Annotated in this window: 20 protein-coding genes and 1 tRNA gene; 13 read left to right on the forward strand and 8 right to left on the reverse strand. The window is 55.9% G+C overall.

What is annotated here, in order from left to right:
- Positions 1-771 carry a tRNA (cytosine(32)/uridine(32)-2'-O)-methyltransferase TrmJ gene (gene trmJ / locus CAG25_RS07380; RefSeq protein WP_085610924.1) on the reverse strand — a complete coding sequence of 257 codons (771 nt, stop codon included), beginning with the start codon at positions 769-771 and terminating at the stop codon, positions 1-3.
- A gap of 145 nt (positions 772-916) precedes the next feature.
- Between trmJ and suhB the strand changes: the two genes are divergently transcribed.
- Positions 917-1,735, forward strand: a complete 819-nt coding sequence (gene suhB, locus CAG25_RS07385; RefSeq protein WP_007941397.1) for an inositol-phosphate phosphatase — start codon at positions 917-919, stop codon at positions 1,733-1,735.
- Between the two features lie 97 nt (positions 1,736-1,832).
- On the opposite strand, the gene CAG25_RS07390 is transcribed toward suhB, so the two are convergent.
- From CAG25_RS07390 to queA, 6 genes are all read right to left on the reverse strand, one after another.
- Entirely contained in the window at positions 1,833-2,381 is a 549-nt protein-coding gene (locus tag CAG25_RS07390) for a glycine zipper 2TM domain-containing protein (RefSeq protein ID WP_007956693.1), read from the reverse strand.
- Positions 2,382-2,501: 120 nt separating this feature from the next.
- Positions 2,502-3,416: a protein translocase subunit SecF gene (gene secF / locus CAG25_RS07395; RefSeq protein WP_007956694.1), complete on the reverse strand. Its 915-nt coding sequence runs from the start codon at positions 3,414-3,416 to the stop codon at positions 2,502-2,504.
- A 9-nt stretch (positions 3,417-3,425) separates the two neighbouring features.
- Positions 3,426-5,294, reverse strand: coding sequence for a protein translocase subunit SecD (secD, locus tag CAG25_RS07400; RefSeq protein ID WP_039765691.1), 1,869 nt, complete (start codon positions 5,292-5,294; stop codon positions 3,426-3,428).
- Between the two features lie 64 nt (positions 5,295-5,358).
- Positions 5,359-5,694 carry a preprotein translocase subunit YajC gene (gene yajC, locus CAG25_RS07405; RefSeq protein WP_007956696.1) on the reverse strand — a complete coding sequence of 112 codons (336 nt, stop codon included), beginning with the start codon at positions 5,692-5,694 and terminating at the stop codon, positions 5,359-5,361.
- A 43-nt stretch (positions 5,695-5,737) separates the two neighbouring features.
- Entirely contained in the window at positions 5,738-6,853 is a 1,116-nt protein-coding gene (gene tgt, locus CAG25_RS07410) for a tRNA guanosine(34) transglycosylase Tgt (protein ID WP_161794909.1), read from the reverse strand.
- Positions 6,854-6,867: 14 nt separating this feature from the next.
- A complete protein-coding gene (gene queA / locus CAG25_RS07415) occupies positions 6,868-7,917 on the reverse strand; it encodes a tRNA preQ1(34) S-adenosylmethionine ribosyltransferase-isomerase QueA (protein ID WP_085610925.1) in 1,050 nt (349 codons plus the stop codon).
- A gap of 108 nt (positions 7,918-8,025) precedes the next feature.
- Here queA and CAG25_RS07420 point away from each other — a divergent pair.
- From CAG25_RS07420 to CAG25_RS07475, 12 genes are all read left to right on the forward strand, one after another.
- Positions 8,026-8,110: transfer RNA gene (locus tag CAG25_RS07420), tRNA-Leu, on the forward strand.
- Positions 8,111-8,274: 164 nt separating this feature from the next.
- Entirely contained in the window at positions 8,275-9,516 is a 1,242-nt protein-coding gene (locus CAG25_RS07425) for an integrase arm-type DNA-binding domain-containing protein (RefSeq protein ID WP_085610926.1), read from the forward strand.
- A gap of 243 nt (positions 9,517-9,759) precedes the next feature.
- Positions 9,760-10,683, forward strand: a complete 924-nt coding sequence (locus CAG25_RS07430) for a hypothetical protein (RefSeq protein ID WP_085610980.1) — start codon at positions 9,760-9,762, stop codon at positions 10,681-10,683.
- Positions 10,684-10,761: 78 nt separating this feature from the next.
- Positions 10,762-11,028 (forward strand): helix-turn-helix transcriptional regulator, encoded by a 267-nt coding sequence (locus CAG25_RS07435; protein ID WP_371857708.1) that lies wholly within the window; start codon positions 10,762-10,764, stop codon positions 11,026-11,028.
- Positions 11,025-11,633 carry a hypothetical protein gene (locus CAG25_RS07440; RefSeq protein WP_085610927.1) on the forward strand — a complete coding sequence of 203 codons (609 nt, stop codon included), beginning with the start codon at positions 11,025-11,027 and terminating at the stop codon, positions 11,631-11,633. Before CAG25_RS07435 ends, CAG25_RS07440 begins: the two co-directional genes overlap by 4 nt.
- The gene (locus CAG25_RS07445) at positions 11,630-11,935 is read left to right on the forward strand and encodes a hypothetical protein (RefSeq protein ID WP_085610928.1); all 306 of its coding nucleotides are present in this window, start codon (positions 11,630-11,632) and stop codon (positions 11,933-11,935) included. Before CAG25_RS07440 ends, CAG25_RS07445 begins: the two co-directional genes overlap by 4 nt.
- A gap of 376 nt (positions 11,936-12,311) precedes the next feature.
- The gene (locus CAG25_RS28615; protein ID WP_170930078.1) at positions 12,312-12,470 is read left to right on the forward strand and encodes a hypothetical protein; all 159 of its coding nucleotides are present in this window, start codon (positions 12,312-12,314) and stop codon (positions 12,468-12,470) included.
- Positions 12,467-12,751, forward strand: a complete 285-nt coding sequence (locus tag CAG25_RS07450; RefSeq protein WP_085610929.1) for a hypothetical protein — start codon at positions 12,467-12,469, stop codon at positions 12,749-12,751. Before CAG25_RS28615 ends, CAG25_RS07450 begins: the two co-directional genes overlap by 4 nt.
- Positions 12,748-13,020: a DUF3077 domain-containing protein gene (locus tag CAG25_RS07455; protein WP_085610930.1), complete on the forward strand. Its 273-nt coding sequence runs from the start codon at positions 12,748-12,750 to the stop codon at positions 13,018-13,020. The genes CAG25_RS07450 and CAG25_RS07455 overlap by 4 nt, the downstream gene beginning before the upstream one ends.
- A complete protein-coding gene (locus CAG25_RS07460) occupies positions 13,017-15,935 on the forward strand; it encodes a DUF927 domain-containing protein (protein ID WP_085610931.1) in 2,919 nt (972 codons plus the stop codon). Before CAG25_RS07455 ends, CAG25_RS07460 begins: the two co-directional genes overlap by 4 nt.
- 215 nt (positions 15,936-16,150) lie before the next feature.
- Positions 16,151-16,993, forward strand: a complete 843-nt coding sequence (locus tag CAG25_RS07465; protein ID WP_085610981.1) for a chromosome segregation protein SMC — start codon at positions 16,151-16,153, stop codon at positions 16,991-16,993.
- Positions 16,994-17,306: 313 nt separating this feature from the next.
- Positions 17,307-17,672 (forward strand): histone-like nucleoid-structuring protein, MvaT/MvaU family, encoded by a 366-nt coding sequence (locus CAG25_RS07475; protein WP_085610933.1) that lies wholly within the window; start codon positions 17,307-17,309, stop codon positions 17,670-17,672.
- Between the two features lie 135 nt (positions 17,673-17,807).
- Here CAG25_RS07475 and CAG25_RS07480 read toward each other — a convergent pair whose 3' ends face one another.
- Positions 17,808-21,308 (reverse strand): SIR2 family protein, encoded by a 3,501-nt coding sequence (locus tag CAG25_RS07480; RefSeq protein ID WP_085610934.1) that lies wholly within the window; start codon positions 21,306-21,308, stop codon positions 17,808-17,810.
- Positions 21,309-21,372: the final 64 nt, after the last annotated feature.

A 21,372-nucleotide genomic window follows, 5' to 3' on the forward strand; every position in this document is an offset into this window, starting at 1 on the left:
TTAATCCTTCCGCTTAAGGAGCTCGCCACGGGCCGCTTTCTGGGTTTCCGTGAGGATGCCACGCAAAATATTCATTTCCGCCCGGCTGACCGAGCTGCGTCCGTACAACCGGCGCAGGCGCGCCATCAAGTGCCGCGGTTTTTCCGGATCGAGGAATTCGATGGCCACCAGGGTCTGCTCCAGGTGTTCATAGAACCGCTCCAGCTCATCCATGGTCGCCAGTTCGGCGCTTTTCACGGAGGCCACTTCTTCCTTCTCGATCTTGGTCGGCTGACCTTGTGCAGCCAGCCACGCCATGCGCACTTCATAACTCAACACCTGCACCGCCGCCCCGAGGTTCAGCGAGCTGAACTCAGGATCGGAGGGGATGTGCACGTGATAGTGACATCGCTGCAGCTCGTCATTGGTCAGGCCGGAATCTTCACGACCGAACACCAGCGCGATTTCCGCGCCCTGCCCTGCCTCCTCGACCACTTTGGTTCCGCACTCGCGCGGGTCCAGCAATGGCCAGGGAATGCGCCGGTCACGGGCACTGGTGCCGAGCACCAGATTGCAACCGACCAGGGCGTCTTCCAAGGTGGCGACGACTTGCGCGTTTTCAAGGATGTCACCGGCACCGGAAGCGCGGACATCGGCTTCGTGATGCGGAAAGACGCGCGGATCAACCAGCACCAGACGCGACAGGCCCATGTTTTTCATGGCGCGCGCGGTCCCGCCGATGTTTCCCGGATGGCTGGTATTGACCAGGACGACACGAATATTTTGCAGCACGGCGGGCGCTCTCGGACTCGGCAAAGGGGTGCAAATCTTACAGAACAGCCTACCGTTAAGCTATGAAAGCGAACAGCGACCTTCACCTGAAGAAAAGTTCTGATAGAATGCGCGGCTTTCTTTAACAACCTTAGGTGACACATCCATGCAGCCCATGCTGAATATCGCGCTGCGCGCCGCCCGCAGCGCCAGTGAACTGATCTTCCGCTCCATCGAGCGCCTGGATACCATCAAGGTCGACGAAAAAGACGCCAAGGATTACGTATCCGAGGTCGATCGCGCCGCCGAACAGAAAATCATCGACGCTCTGCGCAAGGCTTACCCGAATCACTCGATCATGGGTGAAGAGACCGGCCTGCACGCCGGCACCGGCATCGAAGGCGAAGAATACCTGTGGATCATCGATCCGCTGGACGGCACCACCAACTTCCTGCGCGGCATTCCTCACTTCGCTGTCAGCATTGCCTGCAAATATCGTGGTCGCCTGGAACACGCTGTTGTTCTGGATCCGGTTCGCCAGGAAGAATTCACCGCCAGCCGTGGTCGCGGCGCTCAACTGAACGGTCGTCGCCTGCGTGTCAGCGGTCGTACCAGCCTGGACGGCGCTCTGCTCGGCACCGGTTTCCCGTTCCGTGACGACCAGATGGACAACCTCGACAACTACCTGGGCATGTTCCGCGCCCTGGTTGGCCAGACTGCCGGCATCCGCCGCGCCGGTTCGGCGAGCCTGGACCTGGCTTACGTGGCCGCCGGCCGTTTCGACGCGTTCTGGGAGTCGGGCCTGTCCGAGTGGGACATGGCTGCTGGCGCCCTGCTGATTCAGGAAGCAGGCGGCCTGGTGAGCGACTTCACCGGCGGTCACGATTTCCTTGAGAAGGGCCACGTCGTTGCCGGCAACACCAAATGCTTCAAGGCAGTTCTGACGGCGATCCAGCCGCACCTGCCGGCCTCGCTGAAGCGCTAAGCGTTTCGCGAAACCAAAAAAAACACCCTTCGGGGTGTTTTTTTATGGGCATGAAAAAGCACCCCGAAGGGTGCTTTTTTTATAAGCCGTCAACCAGTCACTGGCCCGGCTCGTTCTGCGACAGGATCAGCTTGCCTTCCTTGTCGACCGGAATCTGGTTGCCCGGATCACGATCCATCCGCACCTTGCCTTCCTTGCCGTCCAGCGAATATCGGACGTCATAACCCACGACTTTGTCGCTGATGTCATTCACCGTGTTACAGCGAGTCTGAGTCGTGGTGTAGGTATCACGCTCCTGCATACCCTCCTGAACCTTGTTACCGGCGTAACCACCACCGACCGCACCGGCCACCGTGGCAATCTTCTTGCCGGTGCCGCCGCCGATCTGGTTACCCAGCAGACCACCTGCCAGCGCACCGACCACGGTGCCGGCAATCTGGTGTTGATCCTTGACCGGCGCCTGCCGGGTCACTGTCACATCCTTGCACACTTCACGTGGAGTCTTGATCTGTGTTTTGACCGGTTCTACGGCCAGCACTTGCGCATACTCAGGGCCGCTTTTAACCAGGCTGTAGGTGGCAACAGCACCCCCGGCAGTCACACCGACAGCACCCAATACCGCACCAACCAGCAACGACTTGTTCACATGAACCTCCTGACCATCACATGCGGGACGCGCCCGCGCTTCTCCCAGCCTTGGAGCAAAAAAAAAGACGCGAGTTCAACTCGCGTCTTTTTTGACTGACAACCGGGAAAACGACGGCCGTTATGGACGGTCGTCGACCTCCTTCTCGGTGTTGACCGGCGGAATCAGGTCTTCCGTCGACAGGTTCAGCCAGATCAGTACCACGTTGGCGATGTAGATCGACGAGTAGGTACCCGCCAGAACACCCACCAGCAGCGCCAGGGAGAAGCCGTACAGGTTGTCACCGCCGAAGAACAGCAGCGCCGCGATCGCCAGCAAGGTCGAAACCGAGGTCGCAATGGTCCGCAGCAAGGTCTGCGTGGTCGAGATGTTGATGTTCTCGATCAGCGTGGCCTTGCGCAGAACACGGAAGTTCTCACGCACCCGGTCGAACACGACGATGGTATCGTTGAGCGAGTAACCGATGATCGCCAGTACCGCCGCCAGCACCGTCAGGTCGAAGGTGATCTGGAAGAACGACAGGATACCCACGGTCACGATCACGTCGTGGATCAGCGACACGATGGCGCCGACCGCAAACTTCCACTGAAAGCGGAAAGCCAGGTAGATCAGGATGCCGCCGAGCGCCAGCAGCATGCCCATGCCGCCCTGGTCGCGCAGCTCTTCACCGACCTGCGGGCCGACGAACTCGACGCGCTTGACGGTCGCCGGGTTGTCGCCGCCGACCTTCTGCAGCGCTTCCGCCACCTGATGGCCCAACTGCGGGTCCTCACCCGGCATGCGTACCAGCAGATCGGTGGTCGCGCCGAAGTTCTGTACGACGGCTTCGTGATAACCGGAAGAAACCAGCTGCTCGCGCACCTTGGTGACATCGGCCGGACGCTCGTAGGTCAGCTCGATGAGCGTACCGCCGGTGAAGTCCAGACCCCAGTTCATGCCCTTGTGGAACACGCTGAAGATTGCCAGCAAGGTCAGGAATACGGTGACGCCGAACGCAAAATTGCGGACGCCCATGAAGTTGATTGTACGTAACATGGCAGCCCCTTAAATCCACAACTTCTTGAAGTCACGACCGCCGAAGATCAGATTGACCATCGCGCGGGTGACCATGATGGCCGTGAACATCGAAGTCAGAACCCCGAGGGACATGGTGACTGCGAAGCCCTTCACCGGGCCGGTGCCCATGGCGAACAGGATGCCGCCGACCAGCAAGGTGGTCAGGTTGGCGTCGAGAATCGCAGTGAATGCCCGACCGAAGCCTTCGTTGATTGCACGCTGCACGGTCATGCCAGCGGCGATCTCTTCACGAATCCGCGAGAAGATCAGTACGTTGGCGTCGACTGCCATACCCATGGTCAACACGATACCGGCGATACCCGGCAGGGTCAGCGTGGCGCCCAGCAGCGACATCAGCGCCAGCAGCAGCACCATGTTCACCGCGAGTGCAACGGTGGCGATCAGGCCGAAGAAACGGTAGATGGCGATGATGAACAGCGAGACGAACAGCATGCCCCACAGCGATGCATCGATACCCTTGGTGATGTTGTCCGCACCCAGGCTCGGGCCGATGGTGCGTTCTTCAGCGAAGTACATCGGAGCAGCCAGACCACCGGCACGCAGCAGCAGCGCCAGTTCGGACGACTCGCCCTGGCCGTTCAGGCCGGTGATACGGAACTGCGCACCCAGCGGCGACTGAATGGTCGCCAGGCTGATGATCTTCTTCTCTTCTTTGAAGGTCTGCACCGCGACGTCTTTCTCGACGCCGTCGACCACTTGCTTGGTGTAAGTGGTGACCGGACGCTGCTCGATGAAGATCACCGCCATGCTGCGACCAACGTTGCTGCGGGTCGCGCGACTCATCAGCTCGCCACCGTGGCCATCCAGACGGATGTTCACTTCAGGGGTGCCGTGTTCGCCGAAACCGGCCTTGGCGTCAGTCACCTGGTCACCGGTGATGATCAGGCCACGCTCGATCTGGGCAGGAGGACGATTGCCTTCGCGGAATTCGAAAGTTTCGGAAGTGGCTTTCGAAGCACCCGGCTCTGCCGCCAGACGGAACTCCAGGTTGGCCGTCTTGCCGAGGATACGCTTGGCTTCGGCAGTGTCCTGCACGCCCGGCAGCTCAACCACGATACGGTTGGCGCCCTGACGCTGGACGATCGGTTCGGCAACACCCAGCTCGTTGACGCGGTTACGTACCGTGGTCAAGTTCTGCTTGATGGAGTACTCACGGATTTCCGCCAGCTTGGCCGGGGTCATCGCCAGACGCAGCACCGGTTGACCGTTGAGGTCGGCCGGAACAATGTCGAAATCGTTGAAATTCTTGCGGATCAGCGCACGGGCCTGTTCGCGGGAATCAGCATCGCTGAAGCCCAGCTGAATGGCGCCATTGAGTTGCGGCAGGCTGCGATAGCGCAGTTTCTCTTTGCGCAACAGGCTCTTGACGTCGCCTTCGTAGACTTTCAGGCGGGCGTCGAGGGCTTTGTCCATGTCCACTTCCAGCAGGAAGTGCACACCACCGGACAAGTCCAGACCCAGTTTCATCGGGTGCGCGGCCACGCTGCGCAGCCACTGCGGGGTGGTTTGTGCCAGGTTCAGCGCGACGACGTAGTCATCACCCAATGCCTTGCGGACTACGTCCTTGGCCGGCAGCTGGTCTTCAGCCTTGGTCAGACGGATCAGACCGCCCTTGCCGTTCGCAGCCAGGCTCGAGGCCTTGACGTTGATCCCGGACTCCTTGAGCGCGGTGCTTACGCGATCCAGATCGGCCTGGTTGACCTGCAGAGCCGTGCTGGCGCCGCTGATCTGAATGGCCGGGTCATCGGGGTATAGATTCGGAGCGGAATAAATCAGACCGATCGCCAGCACCGCCAGGATCAGAATGTATTTCCACAGAGGATATTTGTTCAGCATCACGCCGCCCGTTATGAACGCGGGGCGCCTTGCGCGCCCCGTCGATTGAGTAGAAGTTGGAACCTTAGATCGCTTTCAGCGTGCCTTTTGGCAGCGTGGCGGCGATGGCGCCCTTCTGGAACTTCATTTCCACGGTGTCGGAAACTTCCAGAACCACGAAGTCATCGGCCACTTTGGTGATCTTGCCGGCGATGCCGCCGGTGGTGACCACTTCGTCGCCCTTCTGCAGGCTGCTCAGCAGGTTCTTCTGCTCTTTGGCGCGCTTGGCCTGTGGACGCCAGATCATCAGGTAGAAGATGACCAGGAAGCCGACCAGGAAAATCCACTCGAAGCCGCCGCCCATAGGCGCTGCAGCCGGTGCAGCCGCGTCAGCCATGGCATTAGAGATAAAAAAGCTCATTTAGCACTCCAGTTGCAAATGTTGAATCTTGGGGTCAGAAAACTCAGTCCAAAGGCGGAACGGGAAGCCCGCGTTTGGCGTAGAAGGCATCGACAAAGGCGGCCAATGTACCCTGTTGAATAGCCTCGCGCAAACCAGCCATCAGCACCTGATAATGGCGCAAATTGTGGATGGTATTGAGCATGCTGCCGAGCATTTCGCCGCACTTGTCCAGATGATGCAGATAAGCGCGGGAGAAGTTCTGGCAGGTATAGCAATCGCAGGTCGGATCCAGCGGCGAATCATCATGGCGATGGAACGCGTTACGGATCTTCAGCACGCCTGTATCAATGAACAGATGCCCGTTGCGGGCATTACGGGTTGGCATCACGCAATCGAACATGTCCACACCGCGGCGCACACCCTCAACCAGATCTTCCGGTTTGCCAACGCCCATAAGGTAACGAGGTTTGTCAGCCGGCATCATGCCCGGCAGGTAGTCCAGCACCTTGATCATTTCGTGCTTGGGTTCGCCCACCGACAGACCGCCGATGGCCAGGCCGTCGAAGCCGATCTTGTCCAGGCCTTCCAGCGAGCGCATGCGCAGGTCCTGGTGCATGCCGCCCTGAACGATGCCGAACAGCGCCGCCGTGTTGTCGCCATGGGCATTCTTCGAACGCTGGGCCCAGCGCAGCGACAGCTCCATGGACACACGGGCGACGTCTTCGTCAGCCGGGTACGGGGTGCATTCGTCGAAGATCATCACGATATCCGAGCCCAGATCGCGCTGGACCTGCATCGATTCTTCCGGGCCCATGAACACTTTCGAGCCGTCGACCGGGGAGGCGAAGGTCACGCCCTCCTCCTTGATCTTGCGCATGGCGCCGAGGCTGAACACCTGGAAACCGCCAGAGTCGGTCAGGATCGGGCCTTTCCACTGCATGAAATCGTGCAGGTCGCCGTGCTCCTTGATCACTTCGGTACCCGGGCGCAGCCACAGGTGGAAAGTGTTGCCCAGAATGATCTCCGCGCCGGTGGCGACGATGTCACGCGGCAACATGCCCTTGACCGTGCCGTAGGTGCCCACCGGCATGAAGGCCGGGGTCTCGACGGTGCCACGAGGGAAGGTCAGACGACCACGACGGGCCTTGCCATCGGTGGCAAGCAGCTCGAAAGACATACGACAGGTGCGACTCATACTGTTTCCTCTGGGCCGCGCGGCGCGGGATTACGGGTGATGAACATCGCATCACCGTAGCTGAAAAAGCGGTATCCGTTGTCCACGGCGGCTTTGTAGGCGGCCATGGTTTCCGGATAACCGGCGAACGCCGAAACCAGCATCAACAGCGTGGACTCGGGCAAATGGAAATTGGTGACCAGGGCGTCGACCACATGAAACGGCCGACCCGGGTAGATAAAGATGTCGGTGTCACCGCTGAACGGCTTGAGTACGCCATCGCGGGCGGCGCTTTCCAGCGAACGCACGCTGGTGGTGCCGACAGCAATCACTCGACCGCCGCGCTCACGGCAAGCGGCGACGGCATCGACCACGTCCTGACCGACTTCCAGCCACTCGCTGTGCATGTGGTGATCTTCAATCTTCTCCACGCGCACTGGCTGGAACGTGCCGGCGCCGACGTGCAGCGTGACGAACGCCGTCTCGACACCCTTGGCGGCGATCGCTTCCATCAGCGTCTGATCGAAATGCAGCCCGGCGGTCGGTGCCGCCACTGCGCCGAGCTTCTCGGCGTACACGGTCTGATAGCGCTCGCGATCCGAACCTTCGTCCGGGCGGTCTATATAAGGAGGCAACGGCATGTGCCCGACGCGATCGAGCAGCGGCAGCACTTCTTCGGCAAACCCCAGCTCGAACAGCGCATCGTGACGCGCCAGCATCTCGGCTTCACCGCCGCCGTCAATCAGGATCTTCGAACCCGGTTTCGGCGACTTGCTGGAACGCACATGAGCCAGCACGCGGTGGGTATCGAGCACGCGTTCGATGAGGATTTCCAGCTTGCCGCCGGACGCCTTCTGCCCGAACAGGCGCGCCGGAATCACCCGGGTATTGTTGAACACCATCAGATCGCCGGGGCGCAAATGCTCCAGCAGATCAGTGAATTGACGGTGTGCCAGGGCGCCGCTGACCCCATCCAGGGTCAACAGGCGACTACCGCGACGCTCGGCCAAAGGATGGCGGGCAATCAGCGAATCAGGAAGCTCGAAGGTAAAGTCAGCAACGCGCATGATGGGGTTCGTCTAGCAGGGCCGGAAAGTCTAGCGGAAATATCGAAAATTGACCATGAAACGTGATTGACCAACGGTAGGCACCTCTCTATACTTCGCCGCCATTGAGCCCTGATGGCGGAATTGGTAGACGCGGCGGATTCAAAATCCGTTTTCGAAAGGAGTGGGAGTTCGAGTCTCCCTCGGGGCACCACATAGCAGTATCTGAGAGTCTCTACCAGCCTCTCAGACCCAGAGAAACCGGCCACTTGGCCGGTTTTTTTGTGCCTGTCTGTTTACCCCTGTCTCCCCTTATCCGTTGTATCCCTGTATCCCTGCTTGTATCCTGAGATAATTACCGAACTTTGGGATACAAGGATGAAGCGCGCAGACATCAAGCGCCGCCCTCTCGCTGACACGACGCTTGCGGGACTGGAGCCGGAATCAAAGGAATACCGGGAACTGGACGGAAATGGTCTCTACCTCAGGGTTAAACCTGATGGTGGAAAATCCTGGCAGCTTCGCTACAAGCGCCCGGCGGGCAATTGGGCTTGGATGGGGCTTGGGGGTTACCCAGAAGTAAGTGGTGCATTGGCACGAGACAAAGCTGCGGAACTACGCAAAGTAATTAGCAGCGGAGCCGATCCGCTCGAACAGAAACGCTCGGCCAAAGCTGCCATTGATGCTGCAAGAACTCGGACCTTCAGAGCTGCTGCTGAAGCTTGGCTAAAGGCCAAAGAAGAAAAGGGCCTCGCCCCGTCCACACTTAACAAAATCCGCACCTACCTCGACAAAGACATACTCCCGGCGCTGGGAGATAAGCCCCTTGATGAAATTACTCGTACCGACTGTGCAGAGCTCCAAGCGTCTCTCGAAGCCCGGGACGCACACAACGTGGCGGAAAAGTGCCGCACGTGGATCAATCAGATATTCGGACGAGCCATCGGTCTAGGCCTTACGGAAAACGATCCAGGGAGCCGCCTGCGAGATATCGCAGCTCAAGCCCCGAAAACTCAGCAGCATCCTCATTTGCTGGAGCCTGAGTTGGCAGAGTTCCTACAGGCACTCAAAAACACACCTAGTAGGCTGACGGCCCGAACTGCGGCATGGCTCTGCATCTGGACAGCATCTAGACCGGGCATGGTTCGGTTTGCCGAATGGAAAGAGTTCGACCTGGATAGAGCAACATGGACGACACCCGCCTCCAAGATGAAGATGCGCAGGGACTTTGTGTGCCCCTTACCTAAACAAGCTCTTTTCGCACTCAAAGAACTCCATTGTCTCACCGGCCGTAGTCGCTGGCTGTTCCCTGGAGTCGGCGCTAAAAATCCGACGATCAGTGAAAACACCATCAACAAAGTTTTCGCGACCATTGGTTACAAAGGGCGCCTGGTTGGTCATGGAACTCGTCACACCGCTAGCACTTTGCTTAGGGAGCACGGCTGGCCGAAAGAGCATGTGGAAGCGCAGCTTGCTCACAAAGAAGAGGGAATATCCGGGGTATATAACAAGGCTCAGTACCTTGAGCACAGGGTGAAGATGATGCAGTGGTACGCCGATCACCTTGACGCATTGGCAAGCGAAAAGGTGATCAAGAGACAATTTGGTAAAGCAGTATGAGCTCAGGCATTCATCCCCTATTAAAAATCCTTGTTACGGGTGTTACTCGTGTAACGCCCCCGACCAAGTCCCCGTATTCATTGGGCTTTTTCGTCGTTACACGCATCAGCAACTTTACGTACACCGCACGTAACGCATTTAAAATGTGTAACGAGAGAAGCAATGTCTGGCCCCTGCTGGCTATCAAGCCAAAGGCGCGCCGCGCTGGTCTGACTCTCTATGTTCGGGGCCTGGGGCAGTCTCATGGATGACGATTTCAAGAGTGAAGAACTGGGAATACTCGTCGCGGGCATGGACGTAAATTGCCTGCTGCACGACCTGGACGAAGTCGAGCTAGGAGTTAGCGAACTGGCGCTCTATGGCCACTTTTACGACTATTTCAAGGAAAGCTTCGGCCTCATCCAGGATGCCCAAGCATTTTGGCTTGAAGATGGGGAATACGCGCAATGCGCAGATTCGATCATTCAGACAATGTTCCGTAAACGCGATGATATTGAGCAGCATTACAGCTTTAACGAGGTCTCCTCGCTACCTGATATCGCACGCCAATTTGTCGGCTTCGATCATCAAGCCTCTGACTCACAGCTGGTAGCAACCTACGCGCTGATTAAGGCAGTACTAGCAGTTGAAACCCTTTCAAATTGGTTATTCGATCTCGAACTGAGCGTCTATGACCTAGAGGCTGATCTGATCGAGTCGATACGGCAGACAGACCCGAAGCAGTACTTAAAACTCATCAATAGAGCACGGGACCGAGACAGCGCTTACGAAATACGAAGCAGGGAAGATTTCGCGATACTCAAAGGAGAAGCAGATAAGGCAATGATGTTGGCCTCTCTCTACGGCCAGATTGAAAAAGTCGATGTGTCAAAACCGGGCTTCAATGCGCTCGGTTTTCTACGCGTAGCCCTAGGCAACGTTAGCGGCGCACAAGCATCGCTACGTGGAAAGAAAGCCGGTATGGGAAACAGTAACCCTGAGTCAGACAAACAACAGGCCGCAGCAAAACGACGTGAGCGCATCTGCAAAGCAGCTGATCGACATATTGCAGCTGATCCAAAAATATCTGAAACAGACCTCGTGAAAGCGCTCGTTGAAAAAGACAAAGTGGCGTCGATACCTACTGTGAAAAAGTATCTCCGCGAACAACAATACATACCGAGGTAACCCAGAAAAAAAGCAAACCGTGTTTGCTTTTTTTTTGCTCCCTAGTCTGTGCCTGTCTCTCACTATGCAGGCATGACTATGAGTACCTATCCCGCTACTGATATTACCCCCCACCCTCACCGCGACCCAGCCACAACCTTGATCAGAATTTCTGAGGTCATGGCTATTGTGGGCCTCGCTCGCCCCACTATTTACAAGCTAATGCAGTGCACTGAAACCGGGTTTCCGCGACCGGTGAAACTGAGCTTGAGCAACGCACGCGGCGCTCCCGTCGCCTGGGTTCTTTCCGAGGTTCAAGCCTGGGCACGTAGCCGCATCGAGGCGCGTGATCAGGTGGCCGCATGAAACGCAACTACAGCCCATTTAAGGGGCCATTTCACGACATCTACGCCATCGGGTTTCGCCTCTATGTTCCCGGAGCGATCAACTGGCGGCACCGCACCATCGCGGGCGTGAGCTGGAACGGAAATGACCAAGAAGCGTTCTTTTTCAATCCCGACGGCCTCGCTTTACCCCTGACAGCCAATCCCTGGGAATTGCCTGAGCTGATTCGCCGTAACGCGGTGCGCAGAGAGTTCGCCAGTGTTCATGGCACCGGCCACTTCGCCATGAAAATAGACCGCCTCGCTTCGCTGAAATCTCTCGGCATGAACGACTGGGTCACCTATTGGCTGGTGGATCAGTCGGGCGGATACGCGAACGATCCAGCAGTGTGGCAACGCATCACCGAACAAGATCTTGCGGTTGAAAAAACGGCGAGCGAGCGCGCTCATCACGACAGGCGCTTGACCTCGGATCTAGCCAGCTACGTGGATGAGTGTGTTGCGCAACGCCGTGAGCATATGGCTGAACAGCACCGTCGTCGCTGCGTAGAGGACAGCAAGATTTTGGCTTGGCTGAAAGGCGAAACACCGCCACCTCTGTTCGCCAGCGTGCAGGAGGCAGCATGAGCCAAGAGATCGCGAACAACGCCTTGATGCACCCCTTTTCCGTCTTGCGTCGGGTCGGCTTTTCGCCCTGCGTCATGCAGCGTCTTGAACGCTACCGCAGCCAACAGGACAGGGAAGGTCGAGTGGTTAGTGTGCTCAGTTGGGCCGACGGCACCTGGTGCGCTCTCTCCCTCCACTGCGAAAAGACTGGGGCCGTTGTCGTCGACGAAGGCCAGCAGGTCGACGCCTACGAAGACGCCCGCTCCATGCTCAGCGGCGGATTTCTACCCCTTCTCTCCCTGCGCTGGGAAGCCCACGCCTGAAACGAAAACGCCTCCGGGGGCGATCCGGAGGCGTTGAGGTCAATCTACATGCACGAACAATTTATGCCCCACCTGAAAAATCCGCAAGCCATCAGCGCAGTTGCACTTTCGAAAAACGGACGTTACTCTCTGGCCGTCGCTGCAAAATCAGCGACCGGGTTTGGCGACCCGAGTTTAAGAAGGCGCACAGGCGCCCCCATCTCGATTGCAGGCGCTTTTTTTGTGCCCGCATTCCTGCTTTATGGCGGCTGTGCGTGGGAGACCTTCGGGTCTGCCGGGTTCCTTCTTACCCGGTTCGCCAACCTGCGCACAGCTGCCACCCCAATTCGTTTGGCGACGAATCGTGGCAGTTCCCACTTAAGAAGGAGCTCCACCCATGCACGCCCTCAATCCGTCCAAAATTCGCGCCGCTGCACACCGTGCAATGGCTCTCGCCGCTTTACACGCCAATTCCAGCCTCGCTACACGCCTCTCCCGCTACAACGCTCACATGGCCAAAGCCCGCGCACTCGAAACCGCAGGCGGTGCCCAATGAACAACTCACTGAGTTTTGCCCTGCCCGAAAACCTGCTTTGCGTGAATCCGACTGCAGAAGCCGGCGTACCTATTGACGCCATAACCTGTGCCATCGACCGCGCTGACTCGGTGCTGACGTTGCTTGAGGATCACTTCGAAAACGAATCCTCGCGCCTTGCCAATCACGTCATCGCCGCCGTCCTCTGGGACGTTCGCGGCACCCTCGGCCTGATCAAAACGCTGGCCATGCACGGCGACACCACCTCAACGCCTGCGGTGCAGAAAGGCGGTGCGCTATGACCACCTCGACCACGCTAGGTCACGCCACCTTTTCCCGCGTCAATGCCTCTGACCTGAAGCTGTTTCGCGTCAATGCCGGTGTGCCTGTCGAAGACGCACTGGAGATGGTGTCGTTGCTTCAGCATCACGCGAATCAACTCAATTTCGACGCTGCCATGAGTGACAACGGCGAGCGTTTCAGTTGGCCTGCCCTGTACCTGGGCGAGATGGCCAAAGCATTGATCGACGATATTAACGACGCGCTGTTTCTGCCGAGGGCTGACACATGAGCCAGCGCCCGAACAGCACCGCGAAACGTCCAAGCTTCGCCGACGTGAAAGCCGCCGCGCTGAATAACATTGATCGTGTTTTGTCGCACTGGCTGCCCAACGGCAAGCGCGTGGACGGCGGCAAGGAATACACCGCTCCGAATCCGACCCGCAGCGATAAGCGCGCCGGATCGCTCAAGGTCAATTTGAGCAAAGGCACCTGGGCGGACTTTGCCACCGGCGACAAAGGTGGCGACCTGATCGATCTGGTGCGCTATGTGGACGGCGGCACCGACGTCGAAGCCTGCCACAAACTGGCGGACTGGCTGAACGTTGCGCCCGGCGCCGCCACGGTTAAGGCCGCCCCGAGTAAGCCGAAGGCCCCGACGTGGAACACCATCCAGCCGATCCCGACCGAGGCCATGAACAAGTGCCCGGCCAAGCACCGTGATCACGGTGTGCCGACCAAAGTCTGGATCTACCGCGACGCACAGGGTCACCCCCTCATGGCGCTGTATCGCTTCGACCTCGGCCCGGATGAAGACGGCAAGCCGAAGAAGGTCTTTGCGCCCCTGACGTGGTGTCAGCGCGCCGATAGCCAAACCAAGCAATGGCGCTGGCAGGGGCTGCCGGATCCGCGTCCGCTGCTGCGCCTTGATGAATTGGCCCAGCGCGCTGACGCACCGGTGGTTCTGTGCGAAGGCGAGAAAGCGGCAGATGCCGCCGCCGAGTTGCTGCCGGACTACGTGGCCACCTGCTGGCCGAACGGCTCCAACTCTTGGCACAAAGCCGACCTGACGCCGCTAAAGGGACGCGATGTTTTGTTGTGGCCGGACAACGACGACAGCGGCAAAGCCTGCATGGCTACCGTTGCCGAAAAGCTGCGCGAAATCGGCGCCGCTTCCGTCCGGGTGATCGCGCTGGAGGTGTTCAAACGCAAGCCGACGCTGAAGAGCGACAGCGCCGCCTTCGCAAAAGGTGGTCAATGGGATGACGGCGACGATGCCGCCGATGCCCTCGCCAAAGGCTGGACCGCCGGCCACTTCACCGCGCTGGAAAGCGGCGGCGAGCTGTTCGGTGTGTTCGAAGAGAAACCGATGGTTGCCCAGGTCGAACCCAAACCGGAACCAGAGACAGAAGCGAAACCAAAAGCAGCAGCCAAGCGCCCGGCAAAATCGAAAAACGACTTGATGCCCGGTGGCTTTCGCCTGACGCCCGAAGGTGTGTTTTATGCGGGCGACGACGGCGAAGCACGCCCGGTGTGTTCACCGCTGGCGATCCTTGCGCGTACCCGTGACGAGAAGGGCCACAACTGGGGCTTGCTGGTCGAGTTCGACGACCCCGACGGTACTAAGAAACGCTGGAACATCCCGGCACGCACCATGACCGGCGATTTCGGTAAGGACGTACTCGGCCCATTGGTGGACATGGGGTTGCGTTTGGCCGGCAGCCGCTCGGGACGCAACGCACGCAACGATTTGCAAAGCTACCTGGGCGGTTTCGACAGTGCTCAACGTGCGCGACTGGTCACCCGTTTGGGCTGGCATGACAACGCCTTTCTGTTGCCCGAGCAGCAGGTCGGCATGCACGCGGAACACCTGCACTTCTACGAAGCCGGCGCGCAGCTTCCGCCGATCAGCGAAGCGGGCACGCTCGAACAATGGCAACAGCAGATCGGCGCGCTGTGCATCGGCAATCATCGTTTGGCATTTGTCGTCGGCGTGGCCTTCGCCGGTCCCCTGCTGCACATGCTCGGCCACGAATCGGGCGGCTTCCACCTGTACGGCGACAGCTCCGGCGGCAAGACCACGCACCTGCAGGTTGCCGCCTCGATCTACGGAGGGCCGCGCCTGGTGCGCTCATGGCGCTCGACCGACAACGCTCTGGAGTCGATCGCTGCTGCGCATTCCGACGGGCTTCTGGTACTCGATGAAATCGGCATGTGTGATGCCCGCATTATCGGCGAAACGGTGTACATGCTCGGCAACGGCACCGGCAAGGCCCGCGCCAATGATAGAGGCCAAGCAGGCCGGCAGGTGCAGGAATGGCGCCTGCTATTTCTCTCCACCGGCGAGAAGACCTTGGCGCAGCACATGGCAGAGGCGAACAAAGAGCTGAAAGCAGGTATGGAGGTGCGGATGCTCGCCGTCCCGGCCGATGCCAGCAAAGGCCTTGGCATGTTCGACACCCTCAACGGTTTCGAGGATGCCGCCGCCCTGTCCGACGCGCTCAAGGCGCGGGTAGCGAACTACTACGGCACCCCGCTCACCGCGTTCCTGTCTGCGCTGTGCGAACCCGGCAAGCGCCACGGCTGGGCAGCAATCCTGCGCCGCACGCTGGAAGGCTTTATTGCCCAAGCGCTCCCCGCCTCTGCCAGTGGACAGGCACACCGTGCTGCGGCGCGCTTCGGCCTCGCCGCGGCCGCCGGCGAGCTGGCCACCGCGATGGGCATCACTGGATGGCCGGACGGCACAGCCACCACCGCCGCACGTGTGTGCTTGAACGCCTGGCTCCACGAGCGCGGCGGCGCCGGTAACTTCGAAGGCGACGCGATCTTGGCTCGGCTGCGCCAGGTCATAGAGCGCTTCGGTGAAAGCCGCTTCACCCGCTGGGAATCGGCGGCGGCCAAGATCGACGAACACGGCCCGCGCACCATCGACCGCCTCGGTTTTCGCAAGACGCTGGAGCACGGCATGGGCGACACCATGCACACCACCAACACCTATTACGTGCTGCCCGAGGCGTGGCGCTCCGAGATTTTCCGGGGCATGAACATCAACGCCGTGAACAAGGAGTTGTTGCAGCGCGGCGTGCTGGAGCCGGCCAGCGATGGCAAGGCATCAAGTCTGGTCCGATTGCCCGGACTTGGGCCCCAGCGCTGCTACATCGTGAAGAGGATTCCGGGAACGGATGAGAGCGAGGCTCGGGCTGCCTGAAGGCACGTCCGCTGATCGAGGTAGCGCCGGCTTATTCCCGGCCTCGCCAGCCGCTCATTCAACCCAAACCCATTTTTGAAGGAACAAGACAGATGAACGAATTCCACGCTTCTATCGAACAACACGAACTGCTCGGCCGCGAGACCACCGGGCTGGCACGGCCGGTTTCGGAGAACGCTGCCGCGACCGGTCATTGTGACAAGAAACAACGGTTGATCGACGAGATCAACCAGCTGACCGCCCAACGCGATAAACACCTGAGCGACGCTGAACAGCACCACACCAAGATGGCGCCGTTGGAGGTGCTATTGGAAGGCGACGAAGTCATCGAGGAGGAGCGGCTGACCGAAATCCGCAAGGAGCACAGCAGCCTGAAAGTTCCTTACGACGCCAGTAAGCACCGTGCCTGGCTGCTGGATGCGAAGATCACTCGCCGCGAGAAACTGCTCAATCATGAAACCCTGATGGCGGGTTACACCGAGTCGATGGCGAACTGGAAAGCCGACGAACAAGAACTCAACGAAAAACGCGACAGCCTCAGCACCCGCTTGGCGCAGATTCAGCAGCAAGCGGAAGAGGACATGGCCAAGGCCCGGCAAGCCGAAACCGACGCCGCCACCGCCTATGCGCAGGCCGTGGCCTGGGGCGATACCGAAGGCGAAAAGAACGCCAATGCCGATGCGCAGAAGGCTGCGAAAAACCTCGCGACGGCGACCGAACACAATCGGCGCCAACACCTGATCATCACTGCACTGGAACAAGAGCTGGCCATCGTCGACCAGCACATTGCCGAGGCGCAAAGGGAATACGGTTCGATCCAAAAAACAGCGATGTTCCTGGCCCGCACAGTGCTGGAGGAACAATGGAACGAACAAGCGCAAGCGCTGATGGAGTTGGGCGGCAAGCTGTGGAATGTACAAGGCATGCTGGGAGGGGAACACCTCAGCCTGATGAAGCTGGTACTTCCACAAGAAGGCGAAGACTTCCACAGCTGGACTTGGCGCGAGCTGTCGGATCGATCCGGCAAGTACAGCGTGCAAGACATCCTTGCGCTTTAACGCTTTGAGCCCCCGAAACAGCCTGCGCAGGTAGGCTGTTTAACCCCCACAGGCTAAAAAATGATCATTCAATTTGACCTTAGAAACACCCCCAACTGGAAAGACCTACTGAAAGCAAGAATAGTCTCCTTAACGGAAATGCTGGAGTTCGTGGACAAACCCCGCATAAAAACGGAATTCGAGATTCTGACCGTAAAATTAATCAAGGCGGAGATCATCAGCATCCGAGAATATTTGAAACTGTCAGAATAGCAGTGAACTTGTGGGCCGCACGAACATTCAAACTGTCATCAAACAAACACAGGAAACAAACATGTCCAAACTTGCCGAATACCGTCAGCTGGAGAAACACCTCGCAGAGCAGCTCCAGGCACTGGAAACGATGAAGAGCGACGGCGCGCTGAAAAAAGAGATCGAGTTCGAGTCCAAGCTGCGCGAGCTGCTGAATCAGTACGGTTTCAGCCTCAAGCACATCATCAACCTGCTTGATCCACAGAGCACGAAGCGCGCTTCAACGCCAGCCGTGGCACTTGGCAAGCGTAAGCCTCGCGAGCTCAAGATCTACAAGAATCCGCACACCGGTGAAGTGGTTGAAACCAAAGGAGGCAATCACAAGACACTGAAAGAATGGAAAACCAAGCATGGTTCCGCCGAGGTTGAAAACTGGTTGAAAAAGTAAGAATGCTTTATTTGAAAAAAGGGCCTACCAAGGCCCTTTTTGTATCACTCTGTAAAATTTTTAAAAACTGCAAGACTACTAATACCGACTTAAAACCAGTACTGGATTAAATTTTTCGAAAAATGTTAGAGAAAATCAATCTACACCGACCAATACATGCCGTACTTCAGGAAGCGGGTCAGATTTCGACTCCTCTATTATTCGTCTCAGTTCTGACCCCTCATCATTTTTCTTTAGAAGATCATGAGCTAGTCGCACGCATGCTGCTCGGAGAAGAGAAACCGTAACCGCTTCCTGGCTGGTTTGCTCTATAAGTTGATAATTAGCATTATCAAAAATAACTGGAGACATTTCCCTCAGAACCTCAATATCGCTCGCGGACAGATAATCTTTTAAATACATCTCGTGAGCAACCCATAAAATCCCCGTCAGACCTGCAGTTCGGTTTGCCCCTATAAGTGAAACAGCAATCCTTATCAAACCATCAACTCTTTCACAGCACCTTAACTCTCGCCATTTCATTACAGCTTGGGATGAATAACCAACATGAGTTGGATTCGTGCTTCTCAACCCTCGCCGAATATAGAAATCCACATCGCAGGCAAAAATTTCGTTTTGCGCCGCAAAATACGAAAGCGCAATTATTGTTTTCGGCGAGCGAACCTCATCAAAAAAACTCTTTAACTGATAAAAATTCTTGGCACTCAACGCAGACTCTGGCAAAACGGGAAGGATAGAATTTGCGAGAGCGGTCCCAATTAAATCTCCAAAATAGTCTTGATCAGATAAATCTTCGTATGGTGTACCCCGGACTTTTTTAGGCCTCCAACCTGTAAACACATCAAAGTAACTCTCTGCTTGCGAAGCACTCGGAAACTCTTTAACAACAGCAGAGTTGATAATATTTATCAGTAAATCTTCGCTCAAAGAATCGACCACCTCATGGAAAACATGTTGCCTTACGAGCGTATTTACCGCACGCTCATCAGGAGATGGCAAGCTAAAGAAATAATGGCAAGACACATCAATTTTCGGCATAACAAAACACTTAGTTTTCTCCCCCCAAATTACATGAGACAACTTATCTAATTCGTCATCCTTCAAAAATCCAGATTTAGCCAAAGGTATAATTCGCAGCAAAGCCGAAGCACCAGTTTTAGAGGGCAGTGATATAGCGGAAATAATTTCTCTAATTCTAAAGTCCAGATTCGAATCAACTAGCCTATCACCTGGCTCATCAATCACGGGATTTGGCCAATCACCAAAATCTGCGAGTTTCGTTTCGGATTTCATCGGGAACGATAGAGTCTCGCTTATTAGACCACCACGATCTGAGGTAGGAATACTTTCTAAAGAGTATTTCAGCAAATGCCTTAAAGACTCAGTCAACCACACATGCTGAACGCTTTTAGCCTTCCCTAAACTTAATGCCTTTAAATATATAGATCTTGCGACTTCAGAATTTGCTCGCACGGATGCACGTGCTAACACCTCCATAAAAATCCTTAGTCGCTCTAGTGATACATGTGCAGACTCTGCTTCAGCAGCTTTAACTTCTTCTACCCAAAAATCAATTGCGGCCATACACAAATCAATTAAATAACCCGCTTCACGATTATTGAGACAAGCTATACTAACTCTAGAAAAATGCGTCTTTATAGCTCGCGATGTTTCAATACTTGCCGACCGAATAACAAGAGCAAATCGCCGCTCACTTTCTAGCTCATCTGAATCCGCCAACTTAGTTGCATGATCAGATAGCAAATTGCAATTACCCCAGCGATACGAAATCCCCGAAACACTTGCTATCCCATCCAGCAAAACTGCGGGATGAACTTCATTACTAAAACTGCGCACCTTTGAGTTATCCCTATAATATCCAGGCTCAAAGGATGGCAAAATACCCTGTTTCGTTTTCTGTTTTTCCACATACTCGTTTACTTTATTGCGCACATAATCTATGTGATCCCAGATATCACATTTCCAATCCCTATATTCCCTTGGGAGCTTATCAACATAACCTCGGTCCCCTACACAGCGCAACAACCAACTAGCAAGGGCCAATCTGGAAAGAATATAAATGGAACCCCTATTGTTGCGATAATGCTCCAAGAGTTCACGACGAGCCTCCATCACAAGTTTAAGCGCAGAATCTAATTTTCCTAGCTCAGCCAAAAGAGAAGCTTTTCTAAGCTTCCAACATGGATCATCTTCTGACAGTTCCTTGACCAGCGAACTCATCGCGGCGTAGTCAAATCTGTCGCGAGCCATAGTCAAATCATAATATAAGCTTTCATTAGCACTTTCAGGCCAATGTATCCTCCCGCTTTTTATAAGCGGCATTAGCCTCTCCACCGTTGAAACTGACTCCTCCTCACCAAGCCACTTAGAATTCTTCAAAAGAGCCACAGCTATTTCTACTTGTTGCTTCTTATTTAAGTCTTCACATCGAATGGCAGAATCACAAACTTGGATCATTTCTTCCGACAACCAATATGGGATTACTTCAAACGTTATATTGATCCGCCAAGCAACCTCATAGAAAAACCTATTCCGCGCACTAACACTCAAAGCAGAGATGGCGACCGGATTGACCAATCCAATCTCTGATATCTGACGTTGTAATTGCCAACGCAAAATGGCAGGACAGATTACCCAACCAGGATAGGTTTCACGATCCTCGCGCATTTGATTAAGCTTCATCTCAACTGTATCTGTAGAGAGAAGAGATACCGGAGACCACTCCCAAGACTCTTTTGGCTTTAGCTCATACAGTGCTTTAATAAAAATATTTGTTGCTTCTAAGTGCTTTGCATCTTGATCATCATACTGCTCAACAAGTTCACTTAGATCTACTGGGGCTATATTGATTGACTCTAAATATTTGCGCTTAGCCGCAGTTAACGCGAGTGGGCCTACAAGGTATATTCGCCTCGCGCTTTTAGATAGATGATCCCGCACCCACCCAGCCCACTGTAAAAAATTTGGATCATCCCCCGAAAACCCCAACAAACAAAGCTCATTCTCAATAAATACTTGCCTAGCAAAGTTCACAAAAGCGGCATTATTTTCGGGATATCTACGATAATCTTCTTGAGTAAATACAAGCTCATCAGTGACATCTACTGTCCCATGAAGCTTAACAATTCTAGGCGACCGAGCACTGGACAAATCACCTTGCTTATTAACAACAGAATACACCGGCTGATTAACTTTTATTGAGCTACGCTCAAGCAACGTATCCCAATTGGTAGTTAACACCTCAGACCAAGGCAACTGCAATAGATTTTCATGAAGCTCACCTGGAGACCAAGCGCCGTCATTTACTTCTCTTTTTATTAATTCTTGAAGCGACTGCCTACCAAAAAAAGCGCAATATTCTTCAGCCAACCTTAACGGATCAGAACTAACACTAGCATCGATATCCTTAGCCAGTTTTTTTGCCAAATCGAACCAAAGAGGAAGCCTGATATCTTTATTTCCACTGGTGGCGCCACATCTACTAAATCCAGCCCCCACCATTATCGCAGCGCCATGAAATGCGTTCTCTTGCCGCCAGAGAGCTGAAGCCAGCTTCTTCAAAGTTGCGTAATCAATAAGATCTGCGATGCATTTATCGTTAATAAAATTGGCCATTCGCGCCCCGTACCCCACACATCAAATTAAATTAGCAGTACCGAAATTCAATGACCCGCTAAGA

It is taken from the genome of Pseudomonas sp. B16(2017) (assembly GCF_002113205.1).
GTDB lineage: Bacteria > Pseudomonadota > Gammaproteobacteria > Pseudomonadales > Pseudomonadaceae > Aquipseudomonas > Aquipseudomonas pharyngis.